This window comes from Rhodococcus sp. (in: high G+C Gram-positive bacteria), from assembly GCF_049591685.1.
In the GTDB taxonomy this organism is placed as follows: Bacteria; Actinomycetota; Actinomycetes; order Mycobacteriales; family Mycobacteriaceae; genus Rhodococcoides.
Map to the genome: position 1 here is coordinate 1 of NZ_JBAWFH010000565.1, position 26,417 is coordinate 26,417.

Sequence of the window (26,417 nt, forward strand, 5' to 3'; positions counted from 1 at the left end):
GTACCGCTCTCGTCGAAAATCCCTGCCAGGAATTGCTGTCGGCCTTGCTCCTCTGCTCACTCATGACTTTCAGCCTAATGGGCCGAACAACTGGGTAGCCTGCGGGAGACACCGCCGAAGAAAAGAGGCACTTCACCGTGGCTGACACAACGCCCTCGCAGAGCGTCGACGACCTGTTCTCGATCGACTCGCTTCTCGACACCGAGGAGAAGGAGATCCGCGCTACCGTCCGCAAGCTGGGCAACGAACGAATCCGTCCGCACCTCGCCGACTGGTTCGAAGACGGCACGGTTCCTGCGCGCGAATTGGCCAAGGAGTTGGGGGCGCTGGGCTTGCTCGGCATGCACCTCGAGGGTTACGGCTGCGCAGGCACGTCCGCCACCGCGTACGGGTTGGCGTGCATGGAGCTCGAAGCGATGGACTCGGGCATTCGCAGTCTCGTGTCGGTGCAGGGGTCGCTGGCCATGTTCGCCATCTGGAAGTACGGCTCGGAGGACCAGAAGAACCACTGGCTACCCGGGATGGCCGAGGGGACCCTGATCGGATGCTTCGGCCTGACCGAGGCGGACTTCGGATCCAATCCGGGCGGCATGCGCACCCGAGCCAAAAGAGACGGTGACGACTGGATTCTGAACGGCAGCAAGATGTGGATCACCAACGGTCCCGTCGCCGACGTCGCCGTGGTCTGGGCACAGACCGACGACAAGGTGCGTGGCTTCGTCGTCCCGACCGACACTCCCGGCTTCACCGCGAACACCGTGAGAAAGAAACTCTCCCTGCGCGCTTCGATCACCGGAGAGTTGGTGCTCGAGGATGTTCGCCTGCCCGCCGCCGCTATGTTGCCCGAGGCACGTGGTCTGTCGGGGCCGCTCGGCTGCCTGAACGAGGCTCGTTTCGGGATAATCTTCGGCGCGATGGGAGCGGCCCGCGACTGCCTCGAATCGGCCATCGAGTACTCCAAGACCCGCGACGTTTTCGACAAGCCGCTCGCCGGTTATCAACTGACCCAGGCCAAAATCGCCGACATGGCACTCGAACTCGGCAAGGGCCAACTGCTCGCTCTGCATCTGGGCAGACTCAAAGACAGGGGCGAACTCCGGGGTGAGCAAGTCTCGGTCGGCAAGCTCAACAACGTGCGGGAAGCGATCGCGATCGCTCGGGAGTGCCGCACGATTTTGGGCGCCAACGGGATCACCCTGGAATATCCGGTGCTCAGGCACGCGAACAACCTCGAATCGGTGCTCACCTACGAGGGCACGTCCGAGGTGCACCAATTGGTGATCGGTCAGGCCCTCACCGGGTCGAATGCATTCCGCTGACCGGTCGGCGGCCGTAGTGTCGTGCGCATGACCGGCATCACTGTTCGACGATCGCGCACGATCCGACTGGGCGTGCACGACGCGTTCTCGCGGACCATCGCCATGCCCCTACCGCGCCTGTTCGACACGCGCCACGGACCCATCCCACCAATCGTCGAGGTACGCGACCAGAGCGGGGCTTGGGACCGCGCCGGCCTCACCCGCACCATCGTGCTCGGCGACGGCGCCACTCTGCACGAGGCGCTGACGGAGGTAGACGCCCCGAACTCGTTCTCCTATCGCATCACCGAGCCCACAGGCCCGATGGGCTTGCTGATCGACCACGCGGACGGGGTGTGGTCGTTCGCCGACTCCGGCGCGGGCAGTACCGCGGTCACCTGGCAGTGGACGATCCATCCGCGGTCGAAGTTGCTCACTCCGGCCGTTCGCCTGTTCGGCGTCGTATGGAAGGGCATGGCCGCCAAGGCGCTGGCGCAGCTCGAGAGAGAACTCACCTGACGGTGCGGCCGGGGCCACCCGGCCGCACCGCGGGTCGCGTCAGGCGCCTTTGCTGAGAAATCCGAGCAGGTCGTGACGGGTGATGACGCCAACCGGCTTGCCCTCTTCGACGACCATGAGTGCATCGGTCTCGCCGAGAGCCTTGGTGGCGTCCGAGACGTTCTCGCCGGCGCCGATCAGCGGAAACGGCTCACTCATGTGCTGCGCGACGGAATCGGCGAGCGTTGCCCGGCCTTCGAACACCGCACTGAGCAGGTCGCGCTCGGTGACGCTGCCCGCGACCTCGCCTGCCATGACGGGGGGCTCCGCGCCGACGACGGGCATCTGCGAGACGCCATACTCCCACAGGATCTCGATGGCGTCACGGATGGTTTCCGACGGGTGCGTGTGTACGAGATCAGGCAGCGCTCCGGATTTGCCGCGCAGCACGTCTCCGACGGAAGGCTCGTCGACCTTTCCGTCCAGCCGTGAGCGCAGGAAGCCGTACGACGACATCCACTCGTCGTTGAAGATCTTGCCGAGGTAGCCGCGGCCACCGTCCGGAAGAAGCACGACCACCAGGGCGTCGGGGCCTTCGCGTTCCGCGACACGGATGGCGCCTACGGCCGCCATGCCGCACGACCCACCGACGAGCAGGCCCTCTTCGCGGGCGAGCCGACGGGTCATCTCGAACGAATCGGCGTCGGACACAGCGATGATCTCGTCTGGGATGGACGGGTCGTACGCGGTCGGCCAGAAATCCTCGCCGACACCCTCGACGAGGTAGGGCCGGCCGGTGCCGCCGGAGTACACCGACCCCTCGGGGTCGACGCCGATGACTTTGACTTTCCCCCCGGACACCTCTTTGAGGTACTTACCGGTGCCGGAGATGGTTCCGCCGGTGCCGACGCCGGCAACGAAGTGCGTGACCTTGCCGTCGGTATCGGCCCAGATCTCGGGGCCCGTCGTCTCGTAGTGGCTCTGGGGACCCGCCGGGTTGGCGTACTGGTTGGGCTTCCAGGCGCCGTCGATCTCGCGCACGAGGCGGTCGGACACGCTGTAATAGCTGTTCGGGTCCTCGGGCGCCACAGCGGTCGGGCACACCACGACCTCGGCACCGTACGCACGCAGCACGTTTCGCTTGTCCTCGCCGACCTTGTCGGGGCACACGAACACGCACTTGTAGCCACGCTGCTGCGCGACGAGCGCCAGACCGACACCGGTGTTGCCGGACGTCGGTTCGACGATCGTGCCGCCGGGCTTCAACTCGCCGGACGCCTCGGCCGCGTCGACCATCTTGACCGCGATGCGGTCCTTGGACGATCCACCGGGGTTGAGGTATTCGATCTTGGCCGCGACGGTTCCCACGTTGTCCGCGACAACGGAGGAAAGCTTGACCAACGGAGTGTTGCCGATGAGTTCGGTGACGTGCTGAGCAATGCGCATGTGCCCATCTTCCCAGATGCCCCGCAGTTCGCCCCTCGGTACCGGCGAGAGACCGCGCGGAGGTGCATACGATGGAGTCGTGGCGCACAGCGAAGGAGAATCTACGGTGCCGGTTAGTCGATGGCGTACCGCGGCCAAAGCCGGTGCCGCGACGGTACTCGCGGGCTCGTCCGCAGGGACGGCGTCCTGGGCCGCATATCGGCATTTGATGTCGCAGGCGACGTCGGCGCGGGGCGTGATCGGGCGCAACACCGCCAGGCCGCCGGAGGCCGACGGCGTCTACGGACCAGGGGATCTACGACCGGAACGGTGGCGTCCGGGAAGTTCAGCAGATATTCACCTCATGGTCTTCGGCGACTCGACGGCCGCAGGCGTCGGGTGCATCGTCGCCGACGAGGTCCCCGGTGTCCTTGTCGCACGGGGGCTCGCGGACGAGACGGGCAAGAGAATTCGGCTGAGCACGAAGGCAATCGGTGGGGCCACCTCCAAGGGTCTCGAAGGCCAGGTCGACGCGATGTTCGTCGCGGGTCCGCCGCCGGACGCCGCCGTCATTCTGGTCGGGGCGAACGACGTAACCAAGAAGTACTCGATTGCCTCGTCCGCGGAGAGGCTGGGCAAGGCGGTCGAACGCCTGACGGCCAAGGGCACGGTCGTGGTCGTCGGAACGTGTCCCGACCTCGGCGTCGTCACCGCGATTCCGCAGCCGCTGCGGACCGTCGTTCGCAACTGGGGACGCCGGCTCGCACGAGCACAAACCGAGCAGACGCTCAAGGCGGGCGGCCACCCCGTTGCCCTCGCAGATCTGCTGGCCCCGGAATTTCTCGCCGCGCCCGACACGATGTTCTCGGCCGATCGGTTCCATCCGGCGGCCGCGGGATACGAACTCGCCGCGCGGCAGTTGCTGCCGGTGCTCGCGGCCGCGTTGGGCGAATGGAACGGTGGACCGCTTCCCGATCTTCCCGAGGTGTCAGCCGCAGCCGAGTCGCGTCGGTTCGTTCCTCGGGCGGCGGCTTCGCTCGATCGGTTCCTCCGCCGTCGCGGAGCCGAGATCGAGGCGCAGAACGGATAGCGATAGGTTCGAACGAGTTTCGACCTACTTCACGGTAACTTCCGCAGTACCCCGCAGCACCCAACGAAGGAGAGTTCATGCCAGAGGCAGTGATCGTCAGTACCGCTCGTTCACCGATCGGCCGCGCGATGAAGGGTTCGCTCAAGGACATCCGTCCGGACGACCTGACCGTGCAGATGGTGGCGGCGGCATTGGCGAAGGTTCCCGAGCTCGACCCCCTCGACATCGACGACCTGCTCCTCGGCTGTGGCCTGCCCGGCGGCATGCAGGGCAACAACCTCGCCCGCATCGTTGCAGTGCTCCTCGGCTACGACTCGCTGCCCGGCACCACCATCACGCGCTACTGTTCGTCCTCGCTTCAGACCACCCGCATGGCGCTGCACGCGATCAAGGCGGGCGAAGGCGATGTGTTCATCTCCGCCGGCGTCGAGAGCGTCTCGAGCTTCGTACACGGCAACTCCGACTCCTTGCCGCAGAGCCACAACCCCGTCTTCTCGGGCGCCGAGGCCCGCACCAAGAAGGCACAGGAAGAGGGCGCCGACACCTGGACCGATCCCCGGGAGAGCGGCGAACTCCCCGACGCCTACATCGCGATGGGTCAGACAGCCGAAAACGTCGCGCTCCTGACCGGCATCGGCCGCGAAGAGCAGGACCACTGGGGCGTCCGCAGCCAGAATCGCGCCGAGGAAGCAATCAACTCCGGATTCTTCGAACGTGAAATCACTCCCGTCACCCTTCCCGACGGCACCGTTGTCTCCACCGACGACGGCCCCCGCGCGGGAACCACGTACGACAAGATCAGCCAGCTCAAGCCAGTCTTCCGGCCGAACGGCACCATCACCGCAGGGAACGCATGCCCGCTCAACGACGGCGCTGCCGCACTGGTGATCATGAGCGACACCAAGGCCAAGGCACTGGGGCTGACCCCGTTGGCGCGGATCGTCTCCACCGGCGTCACCGGAACCTCGCCCGAGATCATGGGCCTGGGGCCGATCGAGGCCACCCGCAAGGCGCTGTCCATCGCAGGAATGTCGATCTCCGACATCGATCTGTTCGAGATCAACGAGGCGTTCGCCGTGCAGGTTCTGGGGTCTGCACGCGACCTCGGTATCGACCACGACAAGCTCAACGTCTCCGGCGGCGCGATCGCCGTCGGCCATCCGTTCGGTATGACCGGTGCGCGCATCACGACGACACTGCTGAACAACCTTCGGACCCACGACAAGACGTTCGGCGTCGAGACCATGTGTGTCGGCGGTGGCATGGGCATGGCCATGGTGCTCGAGCGACTCAGCTGATTCACCTGTAACGACGAGAAAGGCCCCGCACTCACCGAGTGCGGGGCCTTTCTCGTGTACTGCTAGTCGTTGTTGAAGTAGCTCAGCAGACGCAGGATCTCGACATACAGCCACACCAGGGTGATGGTGAGTCCGAGGGCGACGCCCCATGCTGCCTTCTCCGGCGCCTGAGCGCGGATCAGCTGGTCGGCCTGGTCGAAGTCCAGCAGGAAGCTGAACGCCGCGATGCCGATGCAGACGAGGCTGAAGATGATCGCGATCGGGCCGCCGTCGCGGAGGCCGAGGCCACCGTCCATGAAGAAGCTGGCAACCAGGTTGCCGAGAGCCAGCACGACGACACCGATGAGGGCGCCGACGATCATCCGGGTGAACCGCGGAGTGACGCGAATCGCGCCGGTCTTGTAGACGACGAGCATGCCGAAGAAGACACCGAAGGTGCCGAGCACGGCCTGCGCGATCAGCGTGCTGCCACCGGTGCCACCGAAGCTGATGTCGGTGAACATGAAGGACAACGCGCCGAGGAAGAACCCTTCGGCAACGGCGTATGCGAGCACGACGGCCTTGTTGTCCATCTTGCGACCGAACGTCGCGAACAGCACGAGTCCGAGACCTACGAGCCCGCCGCCGATGACGAAGGGGGCAGCCAGATCCGGATTACCGTCTACCAACAGGTAGGAGACGATGGCGGTGAGAGCGAGAACACCGAGCGTGATGCCGGTCTTGGTGACGACGTCGTCGATCGTCATCGCGCGCGACGTCGAGCCCGTCTGGTACGGGTCGACCTGCGGCTGACCGAACTGGGCAGCCTGCGAGGCACCGGCCGTTGCGGTGCCGAAAGTGGCGTATCCGCCGCCCTCCTGCTTGGGCAGGTTGCGGAACACCGGGTTGCTGGAGGAGCGCACCGTGTCACATCCCTTCTGAGAGCGCGAGCCCTTCGTTGGTTCAGGCCCTTCGTTGGTTCAGGCCCTTCGTTGGTTCAGGCCAGTGGAGATCGAGGGCAGTGCCGGGGAATTCCTCGGCAGTTGTCTGTAGAACGTGCCACATACGGACAAAAGTTCCCAGTCGGAACGCCTGATTTCCGACAATTCGGACTTTACCGTGTCGCCGCCGATCGGACGCCCGTCGAGTCGGGAGTTTCTCGATCCCCGGTACGGGGCATGGTCTAGGCATGAGTATCGAAGACGGACCCGGAGACACATTGGACCCGAGCGAAAGCCTCGATTCCGACGAGCTTCGCAACGACGACGGTGACGAAACCGTCGAGCCTCCCGAGGGCTACAGCGAATCCGACAGGTTCGGCACCACCCCGAACGAGGCACTCGAGGGCGAAAGTCTGGAGTTGAAACTGAGCGAGGAAGAGCCGGACGTCGCGGTCGAAGACGAGGATCGTTCCGTAAACGAAATTCCCGACGCCGAGCTGACCGAGGAGGTCGTCGACCACGAACTACTCGAACCCGACGACAGCCCGGACATCGATTACGCGGACGGCCAGCGTCAGGCCGAGATCGTCGAAGGAACCCTCGTCGAGGATCGCGGACGCGATCGCGGCCAGGTCAGCGGCACTCCGGAAGATGGCGAATCACTCTTCTAGATCGGTTGCCGCCTGCTAGCGGACCGACCGGGTCACGGTGAACTTCGTGTTCTTGCCCGCCACCTCGGTCGGTCCGACGGCGTCCTGAATTGCGCGCCGGTAGTTCAGGTGCGTGTTGTAGACCGTCCACAGCTCCCCGCCTGGTCGCAGCACTCGCCCCGCCGCGGCAAACAATTTCTCCGCGCTGCCCGTGTGCAACGAGGCACCCTCGTGAAACGGCGGATTGCAGACGATCAGGTCGACCGAAGCGTCCGGGTACGTACCCATGGCGTCGTCGCGCACCACCTCGACGCCGCACCCGTTTGCCGCTGCGGTGGCCTTCGCCGACGCAATTGCCGCCGAGGAACGGTCCGTCGCCGACACGCGAGCATCGGGCCGCGAGCGCGCAAGCAGGCACGCGAGGATCCCGGTGCCGCACCCCAAGTCGACAATGGTCCGCGCTTCCGGCTTCATACGGTCGGCGAAGCCGGCCAGGAACCTCGTGCCGACGTCGAGTTTGGCGCCTCCGAACGTTGCCCCGTGCGCGACGACGATGAGATCTACGTCACCGATGATCGCCGTGACCGGATACGTGCGCGAGTTCGGCCGGATCGGCGTCGCGGCCGTGATCACACGGGCCTTCTGCCGTCCCCTGCCTGCTGCCACATTCTCGAACGACTCCCTCAGCACGGCATTCATCGCCGGGGTCATGTGCTTGTCCCGCCCACCGGCGAACACTCGCGCGTCCGGTGCCGCGAACTGCGCGATGGACTCCGCAATCTCCGTCAGCTCGGCGAGGCTCCTCGGCAGTTGCATCAGGACGACGTCGGCGCCGACGAGTAGCGACTCGTCGAGGCCGTGCAAGGTGTACACGCCGGCCAGGTCGGCTTCGGCCGCGTTGCGAGACAGCGCAATCTCGCCGGTGTACGAATCCTGATGCACTCGGATACCCGTCGCATCGTTACGTGCCGCGAGTCCCAGCGTCAGGGCGCCGTAGCGGTCTCCGATGACGGAGATTCGGCGACCGATGAACTCGCCGGTCTCCTCGGCTGCGGTGTCGAGAATCAAACGGTCGGCTGCGTCGACGGCGAACAGATTGGGAGCCTCGGCGTCCGGTCGTCGTCGAAGGCCCCCGAGGACAGTTTCCAGATCGTGCATCGGCTCAGTGTCCCACCCTGCCGGAACCCGATCCAAACCTGTTGCGAGTCAGTATTTCCTGCGGACGCCTTCCGCGAGTCCGAGTGGCTATTTCGGCGAATCGAGAGCATGCTCGTGGGATGGAACCATCCAAGAAGAACGAGGCTTTGTTCAGCCATATCGACGACGCCTCGGACGACGCGCCCGCGGAGAACAAGAAGCCGGCGGTGTACACGGCGTTGTTCAGCGGCGAGAACAACTCAGGCCAGATAGCGTAAGTAGTCCAACGCTTTGTCCGCGTGCACGTGTGCGCGCTCGCTCGACACTACCAACCGGACCACTCGATTTCGATCGATGACGAACGTCGTCCGCTTCACCGACAGCAATTGTCGAACTATCCCCCGCCGCTGCGAACGAGATCTCCGGCGGTCCATCTCGCGTCTGCGCTGCATTCTGGTCAGCCACCCACCGCGGCGTACACCGAATTGCTCGGCGACAGCCGCATCGGTATCGGCGAGCAGCGGATAGTCGAAGGACCTCTGCATCGCGAAGTGGGACTGACGGTCGGTCGGATCGGTGCTGATACCCACTCGCTGCGCGCCGAGCGCCTCGAACGACTGCCCCAGGTCGCGAAAGTGACACGCTTCTGCGGTGCATATCGGGCTCGTCGCGGCAGGGTAGAAAAACAGCACAACCGGGCCTCTGGACAGCATCGCGCTCAGCGATCGTCGGTTCCCCTCGTGGTCCGGTAGTTCGAAATCCGGCGCGGTCTGACCGATACGCATGGGCACAGGCTACGTGGGGCTTTTCCGCGTCGTCACGTAGTACTGCCGAGCAGTGCTGCCTGCAGGTCCGCCCGCGCCTTCCCGTCGATGCCCAGTGCGTCGAGATACGCGTCGAACGAGCCGTAGGTGTCCGTGACGACGTTCAGTCCCCGGCGGTAGTAATTCTCGGTTACGCCGAGCAGTGCGTCCGACAGTTTCGGCGGTGCCTCGTCGGAGTCCGAACTCCACACATCGAGCACGTGGGTGCGGAGCGGTTCGATTGCGTCGTTGCTCAGTAGGTAGTCGGCCAGGATGTCCTCGTCGGTGACGCCTGCGGCGCGCAGGACGGTGGCGATCGTCCAGCCCGCACGGTCCTTACCCGCGGCGCAGTGCACGAGAACAGCCCCGTCTCCGCGGGTCAACGCGTCCACGACGTTCGAGATCGCACTTCGCGCACCCTCGAGCGACGGAAACGACGTGTAGGCACGCATCATGTAGGCCTTCTGCGCTTCCGCGTCCACCACCGCACCGGCCTCGTGTGGAGCCCTCTCCCCCTTGTGGTTCTCGAACGGAGTGGTGTGCACTCGCACTCCCGGCGGCACTGCGTCGGCGCCGCTACGCCGCATCTCGGCGTCCCCACGAAGATCGAATACATCGCTTACTCCGAGCGAGGACAGCCCGCGGCGCCCGTCGTCGTCGAGGCGGCTCAGCTCCGAGGATCGGAAGAGAACACCGCTGCGCACCGTGCGTCCGTCGACGGTGCGCGCCCCACCGACGTCACGAAAATTCCAGGCACCCGACAACGCGAACTGGTTCCTCGTACCCGTCTTCGACATGCACCGACACTAACCAACGAGCGTCCGGGGTCGACGCGTCGCGACCAGTACAGTCGGCGACCATGGGCGAACGGGTGCTGGAGTTCGACGTCGTCGTCGTGGGCGGCGGGATCGCCGGGGTGTCGCTCGGCTACGAGTTGGCACAGGATCGGTCCGTGTGTGTCCTCGAACAGGAGTCGACGCTCGCATTCCACACGACCGGGCGCTCGGCGGCGTTGTTCCTCGAGTCGTACGGCAACGAGACGATTCGCGCGCTCACCAGTGCCAGCCGCGCCTTCCTCGAAGACCCGCCCGAACATTGGGACAGCCGACTCCTCACTCCGCGCTCGCTGCTCCAGTTCGCCGCGCGCGGGCGAGGCGCAGCCCTCGAAGCGATGTACGCCCGTGTGCGGCAGCTGACCCCGGACGTCGAACTGGTGACGCCGGACGACGCCAGGGCGCTGTTTCCGTTGCTTCGATCCGAGCGCATCGACATGGCCCTGTACGAACCCGGCTCGATGGAGGTCGACGTGCACGCCCTGCATCAGGGTTACGTTCGAGGACTGCGAGCCAGGGATGGAACGGTCGCGGCGTCGGCAGGCGTGACCTCGCTGCGACGCGTCGACCGGATGTGGCGCATCGAGTCCGCGGACGGCATCCCTCGTCGCGCACCCGTCGTCGTCGATGCGGCAGGAGCGTGGGCGGATCGGTTGGCCGAACTCGCAGGGGCTGCGCGCATGGGTCTGCGGCCGCTGCGAAGAACCGTGTTCATGATCGGCAGCCCCGACACCGCCGAGACTGCGGGCACGGCGCACCTACCGACGCTCAGTGACATCGACGAGTCGTTCTATCTCAAGCCGGAAGGCGATCAGATGCTCTGTTCGCCTGCCGACGAGACGCCTACCGAACCGAGCGACGTTCGGCCCGACGAGATGGAGATCGCCCGGGCATTCGACGCCATCCACGAAACGACGACGCTGACGACTCGACACGTCCGGTCGTCGTGGGCCGGTCTGCGCAGTTTCGTAGCCGACCGGACACCCGTCGTGGGCTTCGATCCTCAGTTCGACGGGTTCTTCTGGTGCGCCGGGCAGGGTGGGTACGGCATCCAGACGTGCGCGGCTCTCGCGCGGGTCGGGGCCGCGCTCCTTCGAGGCGAGGAGATCCCCGACGATGTTCGAGAGCGTGGCCTCTCGGCTGCGGATCTGGCTCCCGGTCGCACGATGCCGCATATCGTGAACGGATGACCGACTTCGACCGAACCGACGCCCGGTTACTGCTGGCGCTGTGCGACCGTCCACGCGCCACGGGTGTCGAACTGGCCAACAACCTCGGGCTATCCCGCAATACCGTGCAGGCGCGGCTCACTCGCTGGGAGGAGAAGGACACTCTCACCCCGATCGATCATCGAGTCCGGCCTCGCAGCCTGGGGTACGCGTTGCAGGCATTCGTCACCACCCGGGTGGATCAGCACAAACTGGCCGAAGTCACCGCCCATCTGCGCACGATCCCGGAGGTGCTCGAGGTGTTCGGCTTGTCGGGAGCCTCGGACATGCACATCCGCATCGCTGCGGTGGATGCCGACGATCTCTACCGCGTAGCGGGGCTCATCCTGAAGATTCCCGGGGTAGAGCGAACCAACATGTCGATCGCGATGAGTGAGCTGATCCCTTACCGGACGGCGCCGCTGCTGGATCGCGCCGCCGGAGCCCGGTCGACCTGACGAGTTCGGATCGGCGCCGCCCCCGACGCAGCGCCCACGACAGCGTCACCGGTTCGCCGATGATGTGTGAGCGGAAGTCGACGCCCGGGTAGATGCCCTCCAGTGAGCGCCGCACGAGGTCTGTTCCTCGGCGGCGGCGTCGGCGCAGACATCGTCGAAATCGCCCCCGCGTACGACCACGCCGAAATCACCGGGAATAGCTGCCGCTCACGTGGCATACGAGTTGCTGTCCGTGCTGGCGCTGAACCGCTGAAGCGAGCACGCCTACGATGGACTCGATGGCACACGACACCGCGGCCGGCCCCGACGACGAGTCCCAGCGCCGCGTAGCCGATCTCGCTGCCGCGGACGCGGGTGGTCTCTCGACCGAACTGTTGGGCGATTTTCTCGATGTTCTCGCGTCGGCGGTGTCCAAGGGTCGCCCTCTCACGCGTCGGCAGCTGCGTACGTTGCGCACGCACGGTGATGCCGCCGCGCGGGGCGGCGTCGCACTGCGGGCACTTCTCGACCTCTATCTCTCGTCGGCGTGGCGCTTGTGGCGGACGCTTCCGGCCGTCGTGGATGCCGAAAAGAACCCGGCCGCGGTGGTGACCGCAGGCGAGGTGATGCTCCACGCAGTCGACGACGCGGTCGCCGAACTCGCCGAGGCGTTTCAGCTCGCTCGACGCGCGGTTGTCAGGGCCGAGGTGTCGGCGAGGCGTGAATTCGTCGACGACCTACTTTCCGGCAGCGCGGACGTCGCGGGCGTGATGGGCCGCGCCGAGAATTTCGGCCTCGATCTGACCGGGCCCCACGCTGTCGTCGTCGTGTCCGCAACAGCGCCGTTCACCGACGGTGGGGCAGTCAACACCGATGTCGAACGCGCCGTGGAAGGCAGCAAGGGCGACTCCGAGGTTCTCGTTGCCAGCAAGGAAGGACGGCTCGTCGTCGTGTTCGCGGCCCCCGATCATCAGGCCGTCGAGTACGTGATCGACAGGGTCAGGTTCGCCACGGGGCGGGAAGCAACCACGGGCGGCGAGGTTCGGTTCGGCGTGGGCCGTCCGGGGCCGAGCGTGGCGGGAGTCGCATCGTCCTACCGCGAAGCCGTCGAGGCCCTGGAATTGGCCGCGAAGCTGGGACTCGACACACCCGTGGTCGATGCCCGCGATTTATTGGTTTACCGCGTGCTGTTCGACGACCGAGCAGCTATCAACGATCTGGTGTCCACCGTGCTCACTCCGTTGACCACGGCTCGGGGCGGCGCCGAACCCCTGCTGGAGACATTGTTTGCATTCTTCGAAGCCGGGGGAAACTCCGCGATGACGGCTCGGGCCATGCACCTGTCAGTTCGGGCGGTCACCTATCGACTCGCCAGAGTGAGCGAGCTCACGGGCTTCGACGTCAATCATCCCGGTGATCGCTTCACTCTGCAGACAGCCGTGTACGGGGCCAGACTGCTCGACTGGCCGCACTCGACTGGTTGATACCCCGTGGTTGCCGAGTTCCGGCAACCCACCACCGGCAAACGTGTCCGTGATCCGACGGTGAATGCCGCAATCATGACAGGCACACTGGAGTAGTCGCGGCCGAACCACTGCCGCTGAAACATCGATCACGAAGGAGCACCAGTTCATGGCGTCCCTCATCACCAAATTGCAGGCCTTCGCCCGCAGCCCGCAGGGGAAGCAGATGACAGCGAAGGCACGTGCCTACGCATCCGATCCCGCCAACCAGGCGAAGCTGAAAAGCCTCGGTTCGCGACTGACCGGTAAGGACAAGCGCAAATGAACGTCCCCGTCTGGGCATGGGCGGCTTTCGCCGCCGTAGTCGTCATCCTCTTGGCCATCGACCTCCTCGCTCACCGCGGAGCACACATCATCGGCTTCAAGGAGGCCGCGTGGTGGAGCGCGCTGTGGGTCGGCGTTGCACTGATCTTCGGCGGCGTCGTGTTCGCCACCCTGGGCACCACGGCCGGAGTCGAATACACCACAGCCTGGCTGCTCGAGAAGAGCTTGTCGGTGGACAACCTGTTCGTGTTCGCGCTGATCTTCGGCTACTTCAAGGTGCCGCGTGAATATCAACACCGCGTTCTGTTCTTCGGCGTCATCGGCGCACTCGTGTTCCGCGGCATTTTCCTGGCTGCGGGCGTTGCGATCGTCAGCAAGTTCACCGCCGTCCTCTTCGTCTTCGCCGCAATCCTGCTCTACAGCGCATGGAAGCTGATGAAGGACGACGACGACTCGTACGATCCGAGCACCTCGCTCGCAGTGCGCCTGCTGCGCAAGATCGTTCCGGTCCGCGACGAGTACGACGGAACCAAGTTCTTCGTCAAGGAAGCCGGCAAGCGCGTCGCGACGCCTCTGCTCGCCGTGGTCGTGGCCATCGAAGCGGCCGACCTCGTCTTCGCTGTGGACAGCGTGCCCGCGGTGTTGGCCGTCAGTGACGATCCCTTCATCGTCTACTCGTCCAATGCGTTCGCCATCCTGGGTCTACGCGCGCTGTACTTCTTGCTGTCCGGTTTGCTCGACAAGTTCCACTACCTGTCCAAGGGACTGGCAATCATCCTCGGGTTCATCGGCGTCAAGCTGGTCCTGCAGGCGAGCCACAAGGTGATCAGCACGTCGATCCCCGAGATCCCATCGTTCGTCTCACTTGCGGTCATCATCACGGTATTGGCGGGCTCGATCATTCTGAGCCTCAAGAAGCCACCCAAGGCCGACGCCGACGCGGAGCTGGACCCCGGCGATGCCCAGGCATCCGATACGCCGAGCCTGACGAAGGATTCGCAGAACAAGTAAGACCACGACTACCCGGGGGTGTTTCGGCCGAGACCACCCCGGGTAGTCGGGCGTCATGACCAATTCGAATTCGTACACAGTTCCCGGATTGAGCACCGACGAAGGATCGCGCGTCGCCACGTTGTTGCAGGACCGCTTGAATGCCTACAACGATCTGCACCTGACGCTCAAGCACATCCACTGGAATGTGGTGGGCCCCAACTTCATCTCCGTCCACGAAATGCTCGACCCACAGGTCGAAGCCGTGCGCGGATTCGCAGACGAGGTTGCGGAAAGGATCGCGACCCTCGGATCGGCTGCGCACGGTACGCCGGGGACGATTGTCAACGGACGTTCGTGGGACGACTACTCCATCGGCCGCGCCACAGCCATCGAACACCTCGGCGCCCTCGATCTGGTCTACACCGGCGTGATCAGTGACAATCGTAAGGCGATTGCGGAGATCGGTGAGATCGATCCGGTTACGGAAGATCTGCTCATCGGCCAGAGCGGCCAGTTGGAGTTGTTCCACTGGTTCGTGCGAGCGCATCTCGAGAACTCCGGCGGTCAGCTCTCGACGGCGGGCGCGAAAAGCGAAACACAAGCTGCAAGCGACGCCAACTGACGGCTTTTCCGCAAAGGGCGCTTCCGCTGGACGGGGGCGCCTTTCGCACGTTTCACCTACCGAATCGCACCCGATTCTCGGCCGGGGGTTTCGGCGAGTCGCCCCCGGGGTAACCACCACCGCCCGGCGCTCTCCGAGAGTTCCGGGTCGCGTTTTTCGTACAGCGGGCGCAGGCTGTTCGCGCGGACAATCTTGGTGTGCGGTCACAACCGCCCGACCGAGTGATGTACTCGTGGGCCCGAGCGGCGTAGTCGAAAATTTTTGACTGTGAAATGTCCGAAATGCAATCGACCGCCGTATACTTGACAAACAACCCGGGTAGTTTAAAAGCGTTCGACGATCAACAACGTAGGGCCGGCGGGAGTCGCACAATTGCGGCACCCAAATCGAAAGAAGGTAGAAAAGTGATCGTCCTGGGAATCATCCTCGCATTGATCGGCTATTTCGCGTCGATCAGCATCCTGACCACCATCGGCATCATTCTTGTCGTAGTCGGTGCAATCTTGACCATTCTCGGCGCCACCGGCCGCGCAGTGGGCGGACGCAAGACTTTCTATTGATTCACGCGTAGCGAAGCTGCTCGGAGCGAGGTCCTGCACCAAGGTGCAGGGCCTCGTTCTGCGTTCACTGCGTCAGTATTCGTGAAACACGTGGTCATCGACTGCTCCATTCCTGAGAATCGACGCCCGTCACCGGTGTCGTCAGAGAATCGACAACCCTGGCATACATCGTGCGCTTGATGTCCCGCAGCACTGTGCCTCGTGTCGCGGTCAAGCCCGCGGCTCGCGCAACCGCAGCGGTGAGTATCCGATCTTCGGGGGCTGTCGCGTGGACGAGACCCAGCGCCCGCGCATCGTCCCCTCCGTATCGAAGACCTGTCGTCAATGCCTCGTGAAACGCATGGGGCGACAGCCGCGCAGCCACCATGTCGACAGTGCCGGGGCTGTAGCTGGCGCCGATGTTGACACCCGGGAAGCACAGGAAACCTCGATCGGCCCGCATGATTCGATAGTCGTGCGCCATGGCGAAGAACGCAGCGCCTCCGAAGGTGTGCCCCTGCAAAGCCGCCACCGTCTGCATCGGGAACGTCAGCACGCGAACGAGCAGGTCTTGAACGGTGCCGATGAACGTGTCGACCTGATCCAAGTTTTCCGCGCCCCAGGACAGGTCGACGCCTGTCGAGTAGTACTTACCGATCGCTGTCGTCACCAGCGCCGCCGGCCCCGTCGTCGACTCGACCTCGTCGAGGAGGGCGTTCATTTCTGCAACCCAGAGTGGACTCATACGGTTCTCGCTGTCGGGGGCACCTTCGTTTCCGAGGTGGAGCACGAACACATCGTCACTGCGATCGAGGTATGGCACCTTTTCCACGGTACGCAACGATGTCGGCCCTCGCCTCACCTCGTCGAGGCCTCACCTCGTCGACTCCTCGCGAACGTCTGGCTCTCGATCGAGGAAACAGACTCGGACCCCGGTCGGATGTGTTTCAATCGACTCGAGGTACCGATCGCAGGGGGTAAACAGATGTCTACGACCATGACCTCGTCCGAAGTGCACTACGAGTGGGGCGTCGACCTGATGTCGTCGCTGGCAGTCGGCGGCATCGTGAAGAAGGTCATCGCGCTGGCTACCTTGAGCATGGCGGTCGTGGTAACCCTCGAAATGGTGTTCGGTCACGGTGCCACCACGCCCGTTCCCATTTTCGTCCAATGGACCGCGATGATCGCCGCCTACATAATGGGTGTGTTCTGGCTTGTCGGGCCGTGGCCGACGTTGCATCAAGCTTTTGCATTCGTGACCACTGCCAACGTCGCCATATTCTCGGCCACGATCGTCGCAGATTTCCCACCCGAGATAACTCTCGGGAAGACTGCGTTTCTCATCGAGATCGGCATGTTCGCCGGATTCTTCTTCGAACGTTGGATGCTCGCGTCGCACATTCTGTTCTGCATACTCGCCACGACATTCATCGCCGTGTACGTCGTCCTGTACGAGAACGTGCCGATACTGATGGCCTTCGTGGTGTGGTCACCGGTTGTAGTCTCGATCGGCGGATTCGTACTGCTTTTGCACTTCGCGGCCCGATCCATGCGGCTCGAATTCGAATGACCGACGGTCGCGATTACACGGCGTTCACCAGAGCGGGAAGGCCAACCGCGGCGGTGGTCCGCCATCGGTGGTCTGCCATGTCGGAGATTTCCGTCTCGACCGGATTGATCTCCACAACCGCTGCCCCAGTACTTCGCGCCATCGCAGGTAACCCAGCGAAGGGATAGACCACCCCGGACGTGCCGACCACCAACACCAGATCGGCGTGTTCGACGGCCATAACCGCCGCAGCCCACTCCTCCTCGGGAAGCTTCTCGCCGAACCACACCGCGCCCGGACGCATGGGGCCGCCGCATTCGGGACACGGCGGCGGCGGGATGCGATCGGCATGCTCGCACGACGGACCCGTATCGGGTTGCGAGTGCACACCGCACTCCGAACAGCGGGGATCGAACAGGCTCCCGTGCACGTGCGCCAGAACCGTGGACCCGGCACGCTCGTGCAAGTCGTCGACGTTCTGGGTCGCAATGTCGAGATGGGTGCGCCTCTGCCACTCGGCGATCGCGAAGTGTCCGGCGTTGGGGTCGGACCGACGCACGAGCTCGGCTCGCCACTGGTACCAACCCCACACCAGATCGCTGTCCCGCGCCCATCCTTCGGTGCTCGCGAGGTCGGTTGGTTCGAAGTTCGACCACAGCCCAGTTTGCGCGTCCCGGAAGGTCGGGATGCCCGATTCGGCGGACACTCCCGCGCCGGTCAGTACAGCAACGCGGCGTGCGGATCGAGCGAGTTGGACTACCTCACGGGGCGGATCGACGTCCATCATGGGATAAGTCTGTCACGGTTACCCTGCCGAGGGTGCCCAACGCGAGGGCCTGACGCGCGTGTCGCCGAGCGGTTCGATCTCGTTGTCCGACAGTGCCGTTCGGTCTTATGGCCCGTATCGTCGTTACCTCTTCGTGATGTTTGTTATGCGTTCGTGATAGGTCGGGTAGCTGTGCGGCAACATGGGTCCGTCAGACTGACGGCAGAGGCCGAAACACCGGGAGTGAACATGACCGAAGCATCGATGGACGACCTGGACGTCTGCGCTTCCGCGTTGCCTTTCCGGTCCGACATTCTCGCCGCAACCTGGATCTTTGTTGCGCTGTTCGGAGTCGCCGCAGGTGCGCTCGCAGCGGGAGGTAGCGCGCTGGCGATACTCGTGGCAGCCCTGTTACTCGGCGTTCTCGGCCTGCTCGGCCTGTGCGCGGCGGCGTTGTAGTGCTGAACCCGTGACGCTCCGCCTCCCCGCCGGCCCCCTCGATGCTGAAAACGCGGGTCGGATCGACCTACTCGCCGACGCCTACGTCGTGCACGACAAGACATTGATGGAGAATCCCGCGCACGTGCTCTCGTCCGTCGAACGCGCGCGTGGAGAACACCGAGTCGTCGCAGTCGACGACGTCGGTGCTCGTCCCCAATCGCTCTCTCTGCTGCCGCTGATCGAACCCGACATCATCGTCCTTGCACCGGAACTCGCCGGTTCTACCCCTGACTGCGCCGCGGCGCGCACCCTGCACGTCCTCGCCGCCCAGGCCGAACGAACCGGCGCGGTGATCGTCGCTCGTGGCGTCGACTCCGAGATGCACCGCGTTCGAGCCCTGTCGTTCGGCGCCAAATTCGGTATCGGCGAGCTGTATCCACCCATCGCCGGCCCGAACGACGCATGTGCGAGCCTCAACACGGGCCCGACCTGGAGTACGCCACCGTCCGAGGCGAAATCACCGTTCGAGATCGCATCGGCCGAACAAACCTCGATCGTCAGCAGCAAGCGGCTACTGATCGAGATGAGCACTCAGATCGAAGCGCAGGCGTCGAATGCCGGCGCCGACACTCTGACGCTCGGGACTTTTCAGCATGCCCGTCAGTTCAAGACCGGTACGCGGCGTCGGTGGCGAGCACTGGCCGACCGGATCGCCTACACGCGTGTGTACGGCGTCGGAATGGGCGAGATGACGGATACCCGCATCGTGCACTGCAGCGTGGATCCGGCCGATCCACTCGTCGACGAATGGAACATCGTGGTCCTGGGACAATTCTTCTGCTGCGTTCTCTCGGCCAGAGATCTCTACAGCGGTGAGGCCGAACTCGAGCGGCGCTTCGAATATGTGGTCTCCCACGATCGCGGAACCGTCGTTCGGTGTGCGCGTGCCGTCCTCTCACGCTACGACGCCTGACTTACCAGGACAGCCACGGCTCCTTCTCGATCAGCGTTGACCCGACTTCGTCCGCGTGAACGCGAATGCACCCGAAAAGAGACCCGATCACGTCCTGCTCGAGCATTCCGGTGGTTCGAGCCCATCTTCTCGACCGGTGCAGGGCGCGTGAGGATCGCAGCCTCAAACTCGGCGCACCCTCACCCGCCGCAGGTTCGGCACCGGTGTCGAAATCGACGCTCACCTCACCCGCCGCACCCGGCGAAACGTGATTCGCCAGTCGGAGCAGCGTGTTCGCAGACAACGTCACCCGACCCGACAACTCGACCACGAAGCGGCAACGCGAAAGAATCCACTCGTCGGGCGAGCCCGCGCGGACACGCGAATCATGCAGTCCCAGTGCGTCGTACATGGAATCGGCTCGGTCACCGACGAACCACACCGCACTGTCATTGTCCTCGACGACGCTTGCCACCGTCACCTGCAGCGACGCGGCAGTGTGCCCATCGACCCGAACGAGCACGACGAAATCGGGTACGCGATAGCGCAGGCCCGATCGACGTGCCGCGGGATCGGTGATCAACGGGGCAAGCGCCAACGCTTCGGCGTTCTTCTCGTCGGTGCGATCCGCGACGGCGCGCCCGGCCCAGTCGGGTCCGTCGTGCCACGCCCGAGCGGCGGGCTCGTGAGCCAGGACGGCGCCCATCATGAAGGCCCGATTGGCGAACTCCCAATCCTCCCCGCCGTAGCGCACGAAGGAAGGGTCGAAACCGCCTGCCGCATCGAACATCTCCCGGGTGCACGTCAAGACTGCACTGAGGATGAACTTGTACCCGTCCCACCCCGGGTCGAGCAGATTACCGGTCCGCCGATAGGCATCCACCAGCCACTGAGGTTCGCAATGCTGCGGTTCGTCGGGCTCGAGCTGTTCGGCCGACGTGCCGAACCATGGTGCCAATTGCCGAGGTTCGAGTTGCGAGAGGTCCGCATGTGTTCGCCGCCCGACCACGACGGCGTCGGGCACGAGGGATGGGAGCCGGACTGCATGCTCGATGTAGTCGGGGCAGGGAACGGTGTCTGCGTCGAGAAAACACAGGATTGTGCCGGTCGACGCGGCGGCGCCGAGGTTGCGGGCTGCCGCCGCGCGGAAGCCCTTGTCCTCCTGACGCACGACCGACACCGCCAGCTCGGGCGCGAAGTCGGCGACGTCGGGCGCTTCCGCCGAACCGTCGTCGGCGATCACCACGTCCAGTAGATGGCGCGGGTACGTCTGCAGCGTCAGGGCTTTCAGAACCAATGCCAACTGCCGGGGTTGGTTGTAGTACGGCACGACGACGCTCACCGACGGTGTACACGAGGACTCGGGCGCGAGGTCCCAACGGTTGTCCGGCAACAGGATTCGACCGTCGGGGAGCGACAGCGGACCGCGTTCTGCTGTCGTCACTCGGCCCACCTCTCGAACAGTGCAGTGTGCGCCTCGGCAACATCTGCGGGCGTCGGTCTCGGCACCGTCTCCGGGTCTATCCAGGTGCCGGACGGGTCGGCGATGCTCGCCGCGATGGCTCGGCGTAGCGACGCCTCGTCGGCGTCGTGAACGAGCACGAGGCCGGGCGACCTGGCGTCCAACTCTTCGGAGTAAGTGCTTCGCGGGACCAGCGGCCGGCGACCTGCGGCGATCCAGGTGTTGATGGAGCCCGATGCGGACATGTGACGGTGGTAGGCCACGGGCACGGTGACGCGCGCAGCCCGTTCGTGGATCTCGTCCTCGGTGAGGTAGCCCGTCACCTCGCACGCTCTCCCGGTACCCGCGGCGGCAGCGCGCAGTGTGTCTGCAATGTCCTCGTGGCCGGGCGACGGTGATCCGAGCGCGACGAAGCCCACCGCTTCCGGCAGGTCCTCCATCGCCTTCAGCGTCTCGATGTGCCCCTTGCCCGGGTAGAGGAACCCGAGCACCCCGACGGTGGTGGCTGTCGTCGGCCCGCGGGGTGTTCGACGAACGCTGTCGATCATGAGCGGAACGACTTCCGGCTTCGCGGACGCGTCGACGTGCTGCGCCAGCAAGGATGCCTCGTGTTCGCTGGAGACGACGATGCCGACGGCGGACGCCACCGCGGTGCGATAAAATCCCGCCCGCACATCCATCGCAGCACCGTCCGACGGCTGGGGTAGGTCGTGCAGTGTCATCGACACAGGTACTCCGATCCTGTGCGTCAGCGTCTGCAAAGCCTCGGCCGCCGCTGCGGGTGATCGGCCGAAGAGGCGGTCGTTGACGTGCAGGTGGACGAGTGAGCAGTGGTCCAGCGAAGGTAGCTCGCTGTCCGGCGTACGGAGGCGCACGACGGTGTGCCGCTCCCCCGAGGCGTGGAGCGCATCGCCCACGGTGAGCGCGTAACGGACCACACCGTGCGCGTCGGGCCCGACCACGACATGACCGATCCGTGCCATCACGAGGCGAGGCCCAGAATGTCGACGAGCTCGCCGTACCGCGCAAGCGCGGCCTCGACGAACTCCGGGTGCTCGCCGTACCACTGCGTCTGCACTTGGTGAATCTCCTTCTGTCCGAACAATCTTCCGTTGACTGCCCATGCTGCCCTCGCGGGGACGTCGAGTCCGAGGGCGTCGAGCACCCGTCGGTCGAGAGGGCTACGAATGTTGCCCAGTAGCTCTCGGTCGGGCAACACCGGCGCGCCCGAGCCGAGTTCGTGGACGATGCGGCTGCCGAGAGTCGCGAGGACAGCATTCCCCGGGTGATTGATGGTGTGGGCCGCGCGGTCGCCGAGTTGCAGGAGAACGTCGGAGACGACGACGTCGCAGTCACGGCGTTCGCGCCGGGCCAGTTGCTCGACGCTCCACTCCGCGGCGTGGCGAAACCGTTCGGCCGCCACATCGATGTTCCAGAACGCGTCGGGGGCACCGACCGATACACCCAGGACCGTTCGAAGATCGTGGTAAGGAACCCCAGCCGGTACCGCCGAGGGTCTGCCCGGATGCCGCACGATGACTTGGAAGGGGAACAGACCGCCGTACCGAACGACCGGCCACACGATGGACTTGGCCGGCGCGTTGTGCGCCCCGGTGAGGTCGGCGGTTCCGATGGGGAGGTCTCGGTAGCCCGCGCGAACCGGTTGAGAAACGAGTACGGCCGTCGAGTCGAGAAGCCGTTCGACATACGGCATGTCCGAGAGCGTCAGTTCGTGTACCGGTGGAACTCTTACGGTGCGATAGGGCAGGTCCGCCGACCCGGACAATACGATTCGCAACGCTTCGGCCTGACAGTTGCCCCAGACCAACAGCACGGGTCGGTCGTCGGACGAAGGTGGATCGACGACACCGTAGAACTCTCCGTAGTGCAGTGTCCGGCCGTCGACGTCGCCGGGATCCCCGAACGACGGTTGCACACGTTCGCTGCCGGCCCCGAGGTCACTGCCGGTCCCGAGGTCACTGCCAGTCCCGAGGGCACTGCCGGTCCCGAGGGCACTGTTATATTCGGTCGACGCCACCACAACTCCCTTCGTTGCTCACGCACTTCTTTCGCGCAGACGAGCCGGCTTCTTTCGCGCAGCCGGTCCGGCTTCTTTGGCGCAGCCGGGCCGGGCCGCCACTCCCGTATATCCTCCCCCGGCGTATAGGAACCCTCGACATTGATCACTATCGCATCGGTACCCACGGGCCACGCTTACGTGCGGAATCTCGACTCCGTCGATTCCACAGCTGTCAATCCTGCAGCTGTCGAGTGTGCAGCAGGCGACATCTCGACGGTCGTGCGGTTACCCGACCCCGTTCCGATGGGCGCGGAGAACACCGATCGGTGGTGGCCGCCGAGGTGGCTCGAGCCGGAGTGGCTGGGCCGTCACATGAAAGACTTCGATCTGCTGCATCTGCATTTCGGGTTCGACTCCATGCCGATCGACCGTCTCCGCGACGTTCTGGGGATTCTGCGAGACAACCGTAAACCCCTGGTCTTCACCGTCCACGATCTGCACAACCCGCATTTCCCGGACAACACTGCACACGAGGCTCATCTCGACGCGTTGATTCCTGCGGCCACCGGGTTGATCACGCTCACGGACGGCGCCGCCGCCGAGATCGCGACGAGGTGGAATGCGCACGCGACTGTCGTACCGCACCCACACGTGGCACCGCTCGAATGGATAGGCCGAGAGCGACCGTCGTCCTCCCGGTTCGTCATCGGCGTCCACGCCAAGAGTCTGCGCGCCAACCTAGATCCCCTGGCCGTCATCGATACCGTTGTCGAGCAGGCTTCGCACCTGCCCGATGCCGTGGTGCGAATCGACATCGACGACAGTGTGTTCGGCGATCATGTGCCGTCGAGGGTTGCCGACGTCGGCGCTGCACTGCGCGCGTACTCGTCGCGGCCCGGCGTCGAGGTGCGGGTACATCCGCGGTTCGACGACGCCGAGCTGTGGCAGTACTTGACGGAGATCGACGTGTCCGTTCTCCCGTATCGGTTCGGGACGCATTCGGGGTGGCTCGAGGCCTGTCACGACATGGGCACCGCGGCGATCGTGCCGGATTGCGGCTACTTCTCGCTGCAACAGCCCTCGCACGTCTTTGGATTCGGCCTCGGTCGCTTCGATCGGATCTCTCTCGCCGCCGCAATTCGCGCGTCGCATGCTTCGAGGTTCGATGTACCGGCCGCTTCGGCCGACGCGAGAATTGCCGAGCGGGAGCATATTTCGAGGATTCATCGCCGGATATACACTCGGGCAATGAATTCGGTGTCTCATTCTCCGATAAGTGAACTCCAGTGATCGGGTACTACGCACACCATCACGGTTCGGGTCACGTCACCCGGGCCACGTCGATCGCCGGGGCACTGGGCGAACCGCTCACGGTGCTCTCGTCACGAGAGCGGCCTGCACGCAGCACCGTCGACTGGCTGACGCTACCTCTCGACACCGAGGGCGCCGACGGCGCCGACAACCGAAGCGGCATCCGCTCGGACGCGACGGCAAACGGCGTTCTCCACTGGGCACCGATCGGTGTGCGAGGCATGACCGATCGTATGGCGATGATCGCCGAATGGGTGGCGCGCGAGCGGCCGCGATTGTTCGTCGTGGACGTCTCGGTGGAGGTCGCGTTGTTCGTCCGGTTGCTCGGCGTCGAAGTGGTTGTCATGGCGATGCCGGGGGAACGTGTCGACGGGCCTCACGACCTCGTTTACCGAGTGGCCGATCGCATCATCGCGCCCTGGTCGCAACGCGTGTACGACCCCGAGTGGCTACGCAGTCATGCCGCCAAGACTTCGTACGTGGGCGTCGTCAGCCGTTTCGACGGGCGAGACCGGCCGGTGGTGGACACTACTCCAGAAGTGCTGGTGCTCGGCGGTGCGGGAGGAACGGCACTGACCGCGGCGGACATCGACGCCGCCGCGGACGCAAACCCCCGATACGTCTGGCGTGCAGCAGGTGTCGACGCACAGTCCTGGGTGGAAGATGTCTGGCCGCTGCTGTGCTCGGCGTCCGTCGTCGTCACCCACGCAGGTCAGAACGCCATCGCCGACGTGGCTGCGGCGCGGGTGCCTGCAGTCGTCATCCCGCAGGAGCGACCGTTCGGGGAGCAGGTGGCAACGGCCACGGCCCTGGGTCGCGCCGGAGTTGCCGTGACAACGGAGCGCTGGCCGACGCCGGAGCGGTGGGGGCCACTTCTGGATGCTGCCGCTGAACGCGGAGGCAACGCGTGGGACGCAGTTCGGCAATCGGGCGCGGCTGCGCGCGCCGCGGCAGCACTGTCCTCGTCGGCCGGCCGATGAGGATCGCGGTCGTCACGGTGGTCTCAGGTCGCCACCGACATCTGGTCGGCCAATTGCGCGGACTCGACGCCTCGAGCGTGCAGCCCTCCGAGCACATCGTGATCTCGATGGGTGATCCGCAGATCGCGACGGTCGTGCACGGAGCGCCCCATGCGGCCGTGTCGCTGCTGCTCGTCGAGTCCCCCGGCCCCGGCCTGCCGCTGGCGCGGGCACGCAATCTGGGCGCGCAGACGGCGATCGAGTCGGGCGCCGAACTCGTCGTCTTCCTGGATGTCGATTGCATTCCCGGTGTCGACATGCTGGCGCGGTACGTCGCTGCATCGGAAGGCACGGATGCCGGTGATGCCCTACTGTGTGGCCCCGTCACATACCTGCCGCCGAACCCAACCGGCTGGTCGACCCGCGAGCTCATCGAGGCCACAGCGCCCCATCCGGCCCGGCCGAATCCGCCCGCGAATACGGTGATCGCGGGCACCGATTACGACCTGTTCTGGTCGCTGTCGTTTGCCGTCACCCCGCAAACGTGGAAGAGAGTCGGAGGATTCTTCGAGGGCTACAGCGGTTACGGCGGTGAGGACACCGACTTCGCGGCCTCGGCGCGGGCAGCGGGCGTGGGTCTTCGGTGGGTGGGCGGCGCTCACGCTTATCACCAGCACCATCCGGTGTCATCGCCGCCGGTCGAGCACGTCGACGACATCGTCCGTAACGCTGCAGTGTTTCGTCGGCGGTGGAATCGATGGCCGATGGAAGGGTGGCTGCGTGAGTTCGAGGCGCGCGGGCTGATCGAGCGCGACGACACCGGGACGATTCGACGCACCGCCCGTGGCTGAAGCGTGAACGACGAGACGGCGGGTATACAGCCTACGACCAGCGATGAAACACCGAGCGAAGAAATACCGAGGACCCGTTTCACCATGACCACATCGCACACGAACAACATCTCGGACAGACCGCCGACGCTGTCCCGCGCCTGGGCTCAGGATCTCGACACGCGCCATCTGTATGCAATCTTGAAGCTTCGAATCGAGGTGTTCGTCGTCGAGCAGGCGTATTTCTATCCCGAACTGGACGGACAGGACCTGCTGCCGCGGACGCGACACTTCTGGTTGGAACGAGACGACGAGGTCATCGGCACGGTACGACTGCTGGAGGAGACCGAAGAAACCGGCAAGAGCTTTCGGCTAGGCCACCTCTGCACACGGCGGTCCGTGCGCGGGTACGGCCACACCACTCGGCTGCTGCAAGCAGCGTTGGCAGACGTCGGATCTGCGCCGTGCAGGATCGACTCGCCGAGCTACCTCGTAGACATGTACACCCGTCACGGCTTCGTACAGGCCGGTGACGAGCGGCTCGACAACGGAGTGCCGCTGGTTCCGCTCGTGCGGAACCAGCGGAACA

General features: G+C 64.9%; 30 protein-coding genes and 1 pseudogene. 21 read left to right on the top strand and 10 right to left on the bottom strand.

Annotated elements, in window-relative coordinates:
• Positions 1-137 precede the first annotated feature (137 nt).
• On the top strand, positions 138-1,319 hold the full coding sequence (locus WBQ44_RS23215) for an acyl-CoA dehydrogenase family protein (protein ID WP_495569009.1): 1,182 nt from the start codon (positions 138-140) through the stop codon (positions 1,317-1,319).
• 27 nt (positions 1,320-1,346) lie between these two features.
• Positions 1,347-1,817, top strand: a complete 471-nt coding sequence (locus WBQ44_RS23220; RefSeq protein WP_495569010.1) for an SRPBCC family protein — start codon at positions 1,347-1,349, stop codon at positions 1,815-1,817.
• A gap of 39 nt (positions 1,818-1,856) precedes the next feature.
• On the opposite strand, the gene WBQ44_RS23225 is transcribed toward WBQ44_RS23220, so the two are convergent.
• Positions 1,857-3,242 carry a cystathionine beta-synthase gene (locus WBQ44_RS23225; RefSeq protein ID WP_495569011.1) on the bottom strand — a complete coding sequence of 462 codons (1,386 nt, stop codon included), beginning with the start codon at positions 3,240-3,242 and terminating at the stop codon, positions 1,857-1,859.
• 106 nt (positions 3,243-3,348) lie between these two features.
• On the opposite strand from WBQ44_RS23225, the gene WBQ44_RS23230 reads away from it, so the two are divergent.
• Positions 3,349-4,311: an SGNH/GDSL hydrolase family protein gene (locus tag WBQ44_RS23230; protein ID WP_495569012.1), complete on the top strand. Its 963-nt coding sequence runs from the start codon at positions 3,349-3,351 to the stop codon at positions 4,309-4,311.
• A gap of 77 nt (positions 4,312-4,388) precedes the next feature.
• Complete coding sequence (locus WBQ44_RS23235; protein WP_495569013.1) at positions 4,389-5,609, top strand: acetyl-CoA C-acetyltransferase; 1,221 nt, start codon at positions 4,389-4,391, stop codon at positions 5,607-5,609.
• 62 nt (positions 5,610-5,671) lie between these two features.
• Here WBQ44_RS23235 and WBQ44_RS23240 read toward each other — a convergent pair whose 3' ends face one another.
• Positions 5,672-6,511, bottom strand: a complete 840-nt coding sequence (locus WBQ44_RS23240) for a Bax inhibitor-1/YccA family protein (protein WP_495569014.1) — start codon at positions 6,509-6,511, stop codon at positions 5,672-5,674.
• 266 nt (positions 6,512-6,777) lie between these two features.
• Between WBQ44_RS23240 and WBQ44_RS23245 the strand changes: the two genes are divergently transcribed.
• On the top strand, positions 6,778-7,200 hold the full coding sequence (locus tag WBQ44_RS23245; protein WP_495569015.1) for a hypothetical protein: 423 nt from the start codon (positions 6,778-6,780) through the stop codon (positions 7,198-7,200).
• A gap of 15 nt (positions 7,201-7,215) precedes the next feature.
• On the opposite strand, the gene WBQ44_RS23250 is transcribed toward WBQ44_RS23245, so the two are convergent.
• On the bottom strand, positions 7,216-8,337 hold the full coding sequence (locus WBQ44_RS23250; RefSeq protein ID WP_495569016.1) for a class I SAM-dependent methyltransferase: 1,122 nt from the start codon (positions 8,335-8,337) through the stop codon (positions 7,216-7,218).
• 119 nt (positions 8,338-8,456) lie between these two features.
• Here WBQ44_RS23250 and WBQ44_RS23255 point away from each other — a divergent pair, with 119 nt between their 5' ends.
• Entirely contained in the window at positions 8,457-8,594 is a 138-nt protein-coding gene (locus tag WBQ44_RS23255) for a hypothetical protein (RefSeq protein WP_495569017.1), read from the top strand.
• Here WBQ44_RS23255 and WBQ44_RS23260 read toward each other — a convergent pair.
• Complete coding sequence (locus WBQ44_RS23260) at positions 8,577-9,101, bottom strand: peroxiredoxin (RefSeq protein WP_495569018.1); 525 nt, start codon at positions 9,099-9,101, stop codon at positions 8,577-8,579. The two genes, WBQ44_RS23255 and WBQ44_RS23260, sit on opposite strands and share 18 nt — an antisense overlap.
• 32 nt (positions 9,102-9,133) lie before the next feature.
• Positions 9,134-9,916: a tyrosine-protein phosphatase gene (locus WBQ44_RS23265; protein WP_495569019.1), complete on the bottom strand. Its 783-nt coding sequence runs from the start codon at positions 9,914-9,916 to the stop codon at positions 9,134-9,136.
• Between the two features lie 62 nt (positions 9,917-9,978).
• Here WBQ44_RS23265 and WBQ44_RS23270 point away from each other — a divergent pair, with 62 nt between their 5' ends.
• From WBQ44_RS23270 to WBQ44_RS23305, 8 genes and pseudogenes are all read left to right on the top strand, one after another.
• The gene (locus WBQ44_RS23270; RefSeq protein WP_495569020.1) at positions 9,979-11,142 is read left to right on the top strand and encodes an NAD(P)/FAD-dependent oxidoreductase; all 1,164 of its coding nucleotides are present in this window, start codon (positions 9,979-9,981) and stop codon (positions 11,140-11,142) included.
• Positions 11,139-11,618, top strand: a complete 480-nt coding sequence (locus WBQ44_RS23275) for an Lrp/AsnC family transcriptional regulator (protein ID WP_495569021.1) — start codon at positions 11,139-11,141, stop codon at positions 11,616-11,618. The genes WBQ44_RS23270 and WBQ44_RS23275 overlap by 4 nt, the downstream gene beginning before the upstream one ends.
• A 102-nt stretch (positions 11,619-11,720) precedes the next feature.
• A pseudogene (locus WBQ44_RS23280) lies at positions 11,721-11,871 on the top strand (arginase family protein); the annotation flags it as partial.
• A 25-nt stretch (positions 11,872-11,896) separates the two neighbouring features.
• Positions 11,897-13,081, top strand: a complete 1,185-nt coding sequence (locus WBQ44_RS23285; protein WP_495569022.1) for a PucR family transcriptional regulator — start codon at positions 11,897-11,899, stop codon at positions 13,079-13,081.
• 148 nt (positions 13,082-13,229) lie between these two features.
• A complete protein-coding gene (locus WBQ44_RS23290) occupies positions 13,230-13,385 on the top strand; it encodes a hypothetical protein (protein WP_495569023.1) in 156 nt (51 codons plus the stop codon).
• Positions 13,382-14,395 (top strand): TerC family protein, encoded by a 1,014-nt coding sequence (locus tag WBQ44_RS23295; RefSeq protein ID WP_495569024.1) that lies wholly within the window; start codon positions 13,382-13,384, stop codon positions 14,393-14,395. The genes WBQ44_RS23290 and WBQ44_RS23295 overlap by 4 nt, the downstream gene beginning before the upstream one ends.
• A gap of 55 nt (positions 14,396-14,450) precedes the next feature.
• A complete protein-coding gene (locus WBQ44_RS23300; protein ID WP_495569025.1) occupies positions 14,451-14,999 on the top strand; it encodes a Dps family protein in 549 nt (182 codons plus the stop codon).
• 404 nt (positions 15,000-15,403) lie between these two features.
• A complete protein-coding gene (locus tag WBQ44_RS23305) occupies positions 15,404-15,559 on the top strand; it encodes a DUF6131 family protein (RefSeq protein ID WP_197480707.1) in 156 nt (51 codons plus the stop codon).
• A 94-nt stretch (positions 15,560-15,653) separates the two neighbouring features.
• Here the strand turns inward: WBQ44_RS23305 and WBQ44_RS23310 are convergent, their stop codons facing one another.
• The gene (locus WBQ44_RS23310) at positions 15,654-16,361 is read right to left on the bottom strand and encodes an enoyl-CoA hydratase/isomerase family protein (protein WP_495569026.1); all 708 of its coding nucleotides are present in this window, start codon (positions 16,359-16,361) and stop codon (positions 15,654-15,656) included.
• A 162-nt stretch (positions 16,362-16,523) separates the two neighbouring features.
• On the opposite strand from WBQ44_RS23310, the gene WBQ44_RS23315 reads away from it, so the two are divergent.
• Positions 16,524-17,108, top strand: coding sequence for a giguanylate cyclase (locus tag WBQ44_RS23315; RefSeq protein ID WP_495569027.1), 585 nt, complete (start codon positions 16,524-16,526; stop codon positions 17,106-17,108).
• 13 nt (positions 17,109-17,121) lie between these two features.
• Here WBQ44_RS23315 and WBQ44_RS23320 read toward each other — a convergent pair whose 3' ends face one another.
• Positions 17,122-17,871: an SIR2 family NAD-dependent protein deacylase gene (locus WBQ44_RS23320; protein WP_495569036.1), complete on the bottom strand. Its 750-nt coding sequence runs from the start codon at positions 17,869-17,871 to the stop codon at positions 17,122-17,124.
• A gap of 231 nt (positions 17,872-18,102) precedes the next feature.
• Here WBQ44_RS23320 and WBQ44_RS23325 point away from each other — a divergent pair, with 231 nt between their 5' ends.
• On the top strand, positions 18,103-18,312 hold the full coding sequence (locus tag WBQ44_RS23325; protein WP_495569028.1) for a hypothetical protein: 210 nt from the start codon (positions 18,103-18,105) through the stop codon (positions 18,310-18,312).
• Positions 18,313-18,322: 10 nt separating this feature from the next.
• Complete coding sequence (locus tag WBQ44_RS23330) at positions 18,323-19,267, top strand: DICT sensory domain-containing protein (RefSeq protein ID WP_495569029.1); 945 nt, start codon at positions 18,323-18,325, stop codon at positions 19,265-19,267.
• 1 nt (position 19,268) lies between these two features.
• Here the strand turns inward: WBQ44_RS23330 and WBQ44_RS23335 are convergent, their stop codons facing one another.
• The 3 genes from WBQ44_RS23335 to WBQ44_RS23345 are packed head-to-tail and all read right to left on the bottom strand — an operon-like array spanning position 19,269 to position 22,746.
• A complete protein-coding gene (locus tag WBQ44_RS23335) occupies positions 19,269-20,690 on the bottom strand; it encodes a glycosyltransferase (protein WP_495569030.1) in 1,422 nt (473 codons plus the stop codon).
• Positions 20,687-21,691, bottom strand: coding sequence for a glycosyltransferase family protein (locus tag WBQ44_RS23340; protein WP_495569037.1), 1,005 nt, complete (start codon positions 21,689-21,691; stop codon positions 20,687-20,689). The genes WBQ44_RS23335 and WBQ44_RS23340 overlap by 4 nt, the downstream gene beginning before the upstream one ends.
• Entirely contained in the window at positions 21,691-22,746 is a 1,056-nt protein-coding gene (locus WBQ44_RS23345) for a WcbI family polysaccharide biosynthesis putative acetyltransferase (RefSeq protein ID WP_495569031.1), read from the bottom strand. Before WBQ44_RS23345 ends, WBQ44_RS23340 begins: the two co-directional genes overlap by 1 nt.
• Positions 22,747-22,887: 141 nt before the next feature.
• Here WBQ44_RS23345 and WBQ44_RS23350 point away from each other — a divergent pair, with 141 nt between their 5' ends.
• From WBQ44_RS23350 to WBQ44_RS23365, 4 genes are all read left to right on the top strand, one after another.
• A complete protein-coding gene (locus tag WBQ44_RS23350) occupies positions 22,888-24,018 on the top strand; it encodes a glycosyltransferase family protein (protein ID WP_495569032.1) in 1,131 nt (376 codons plus the stop codon).
• The gene (locus WBQ44_RS23355) at positions 24,015-25,019 is read left to right on the top strand and encodes a glycosyltransferase (RefSeq protein WP_495569033.1); all 1,005 of its coding nucleotides are present in this window, start codon (positions 24,015-24,017) and stop codon (positions 25,017-25,019) included. Before WBQ44_RS23350 ends, WBQ44_RS23355 begins: the two co-directional genes overlap by 4 nt.
• Positions 25,016-25,849, top strand: coding sequence for a glycosyltransferase family 2 protein (locus WBQ44_RS23360; protein ID WP_495569034.1), 834 nt, complete (start codon positions 25,016-25,018; stop codon positions 25,847-25,849). The genes WBQ44_RS23355 and WBQ44_RS23360 overlap by 4 nt, the downstream gene beginning before the upstream one ends.
• An 84-nt stretch (positions 25,850-25,933) precedes the next feature.
• Positions 25,934-26,417 (top strand): GNAT family N-acetyltransferase (locus WBQ44_RS23365; RefSeq protein ID WP_495569035.1); only part of this gene is annotated, 484 nt, incomplete at its 3' end.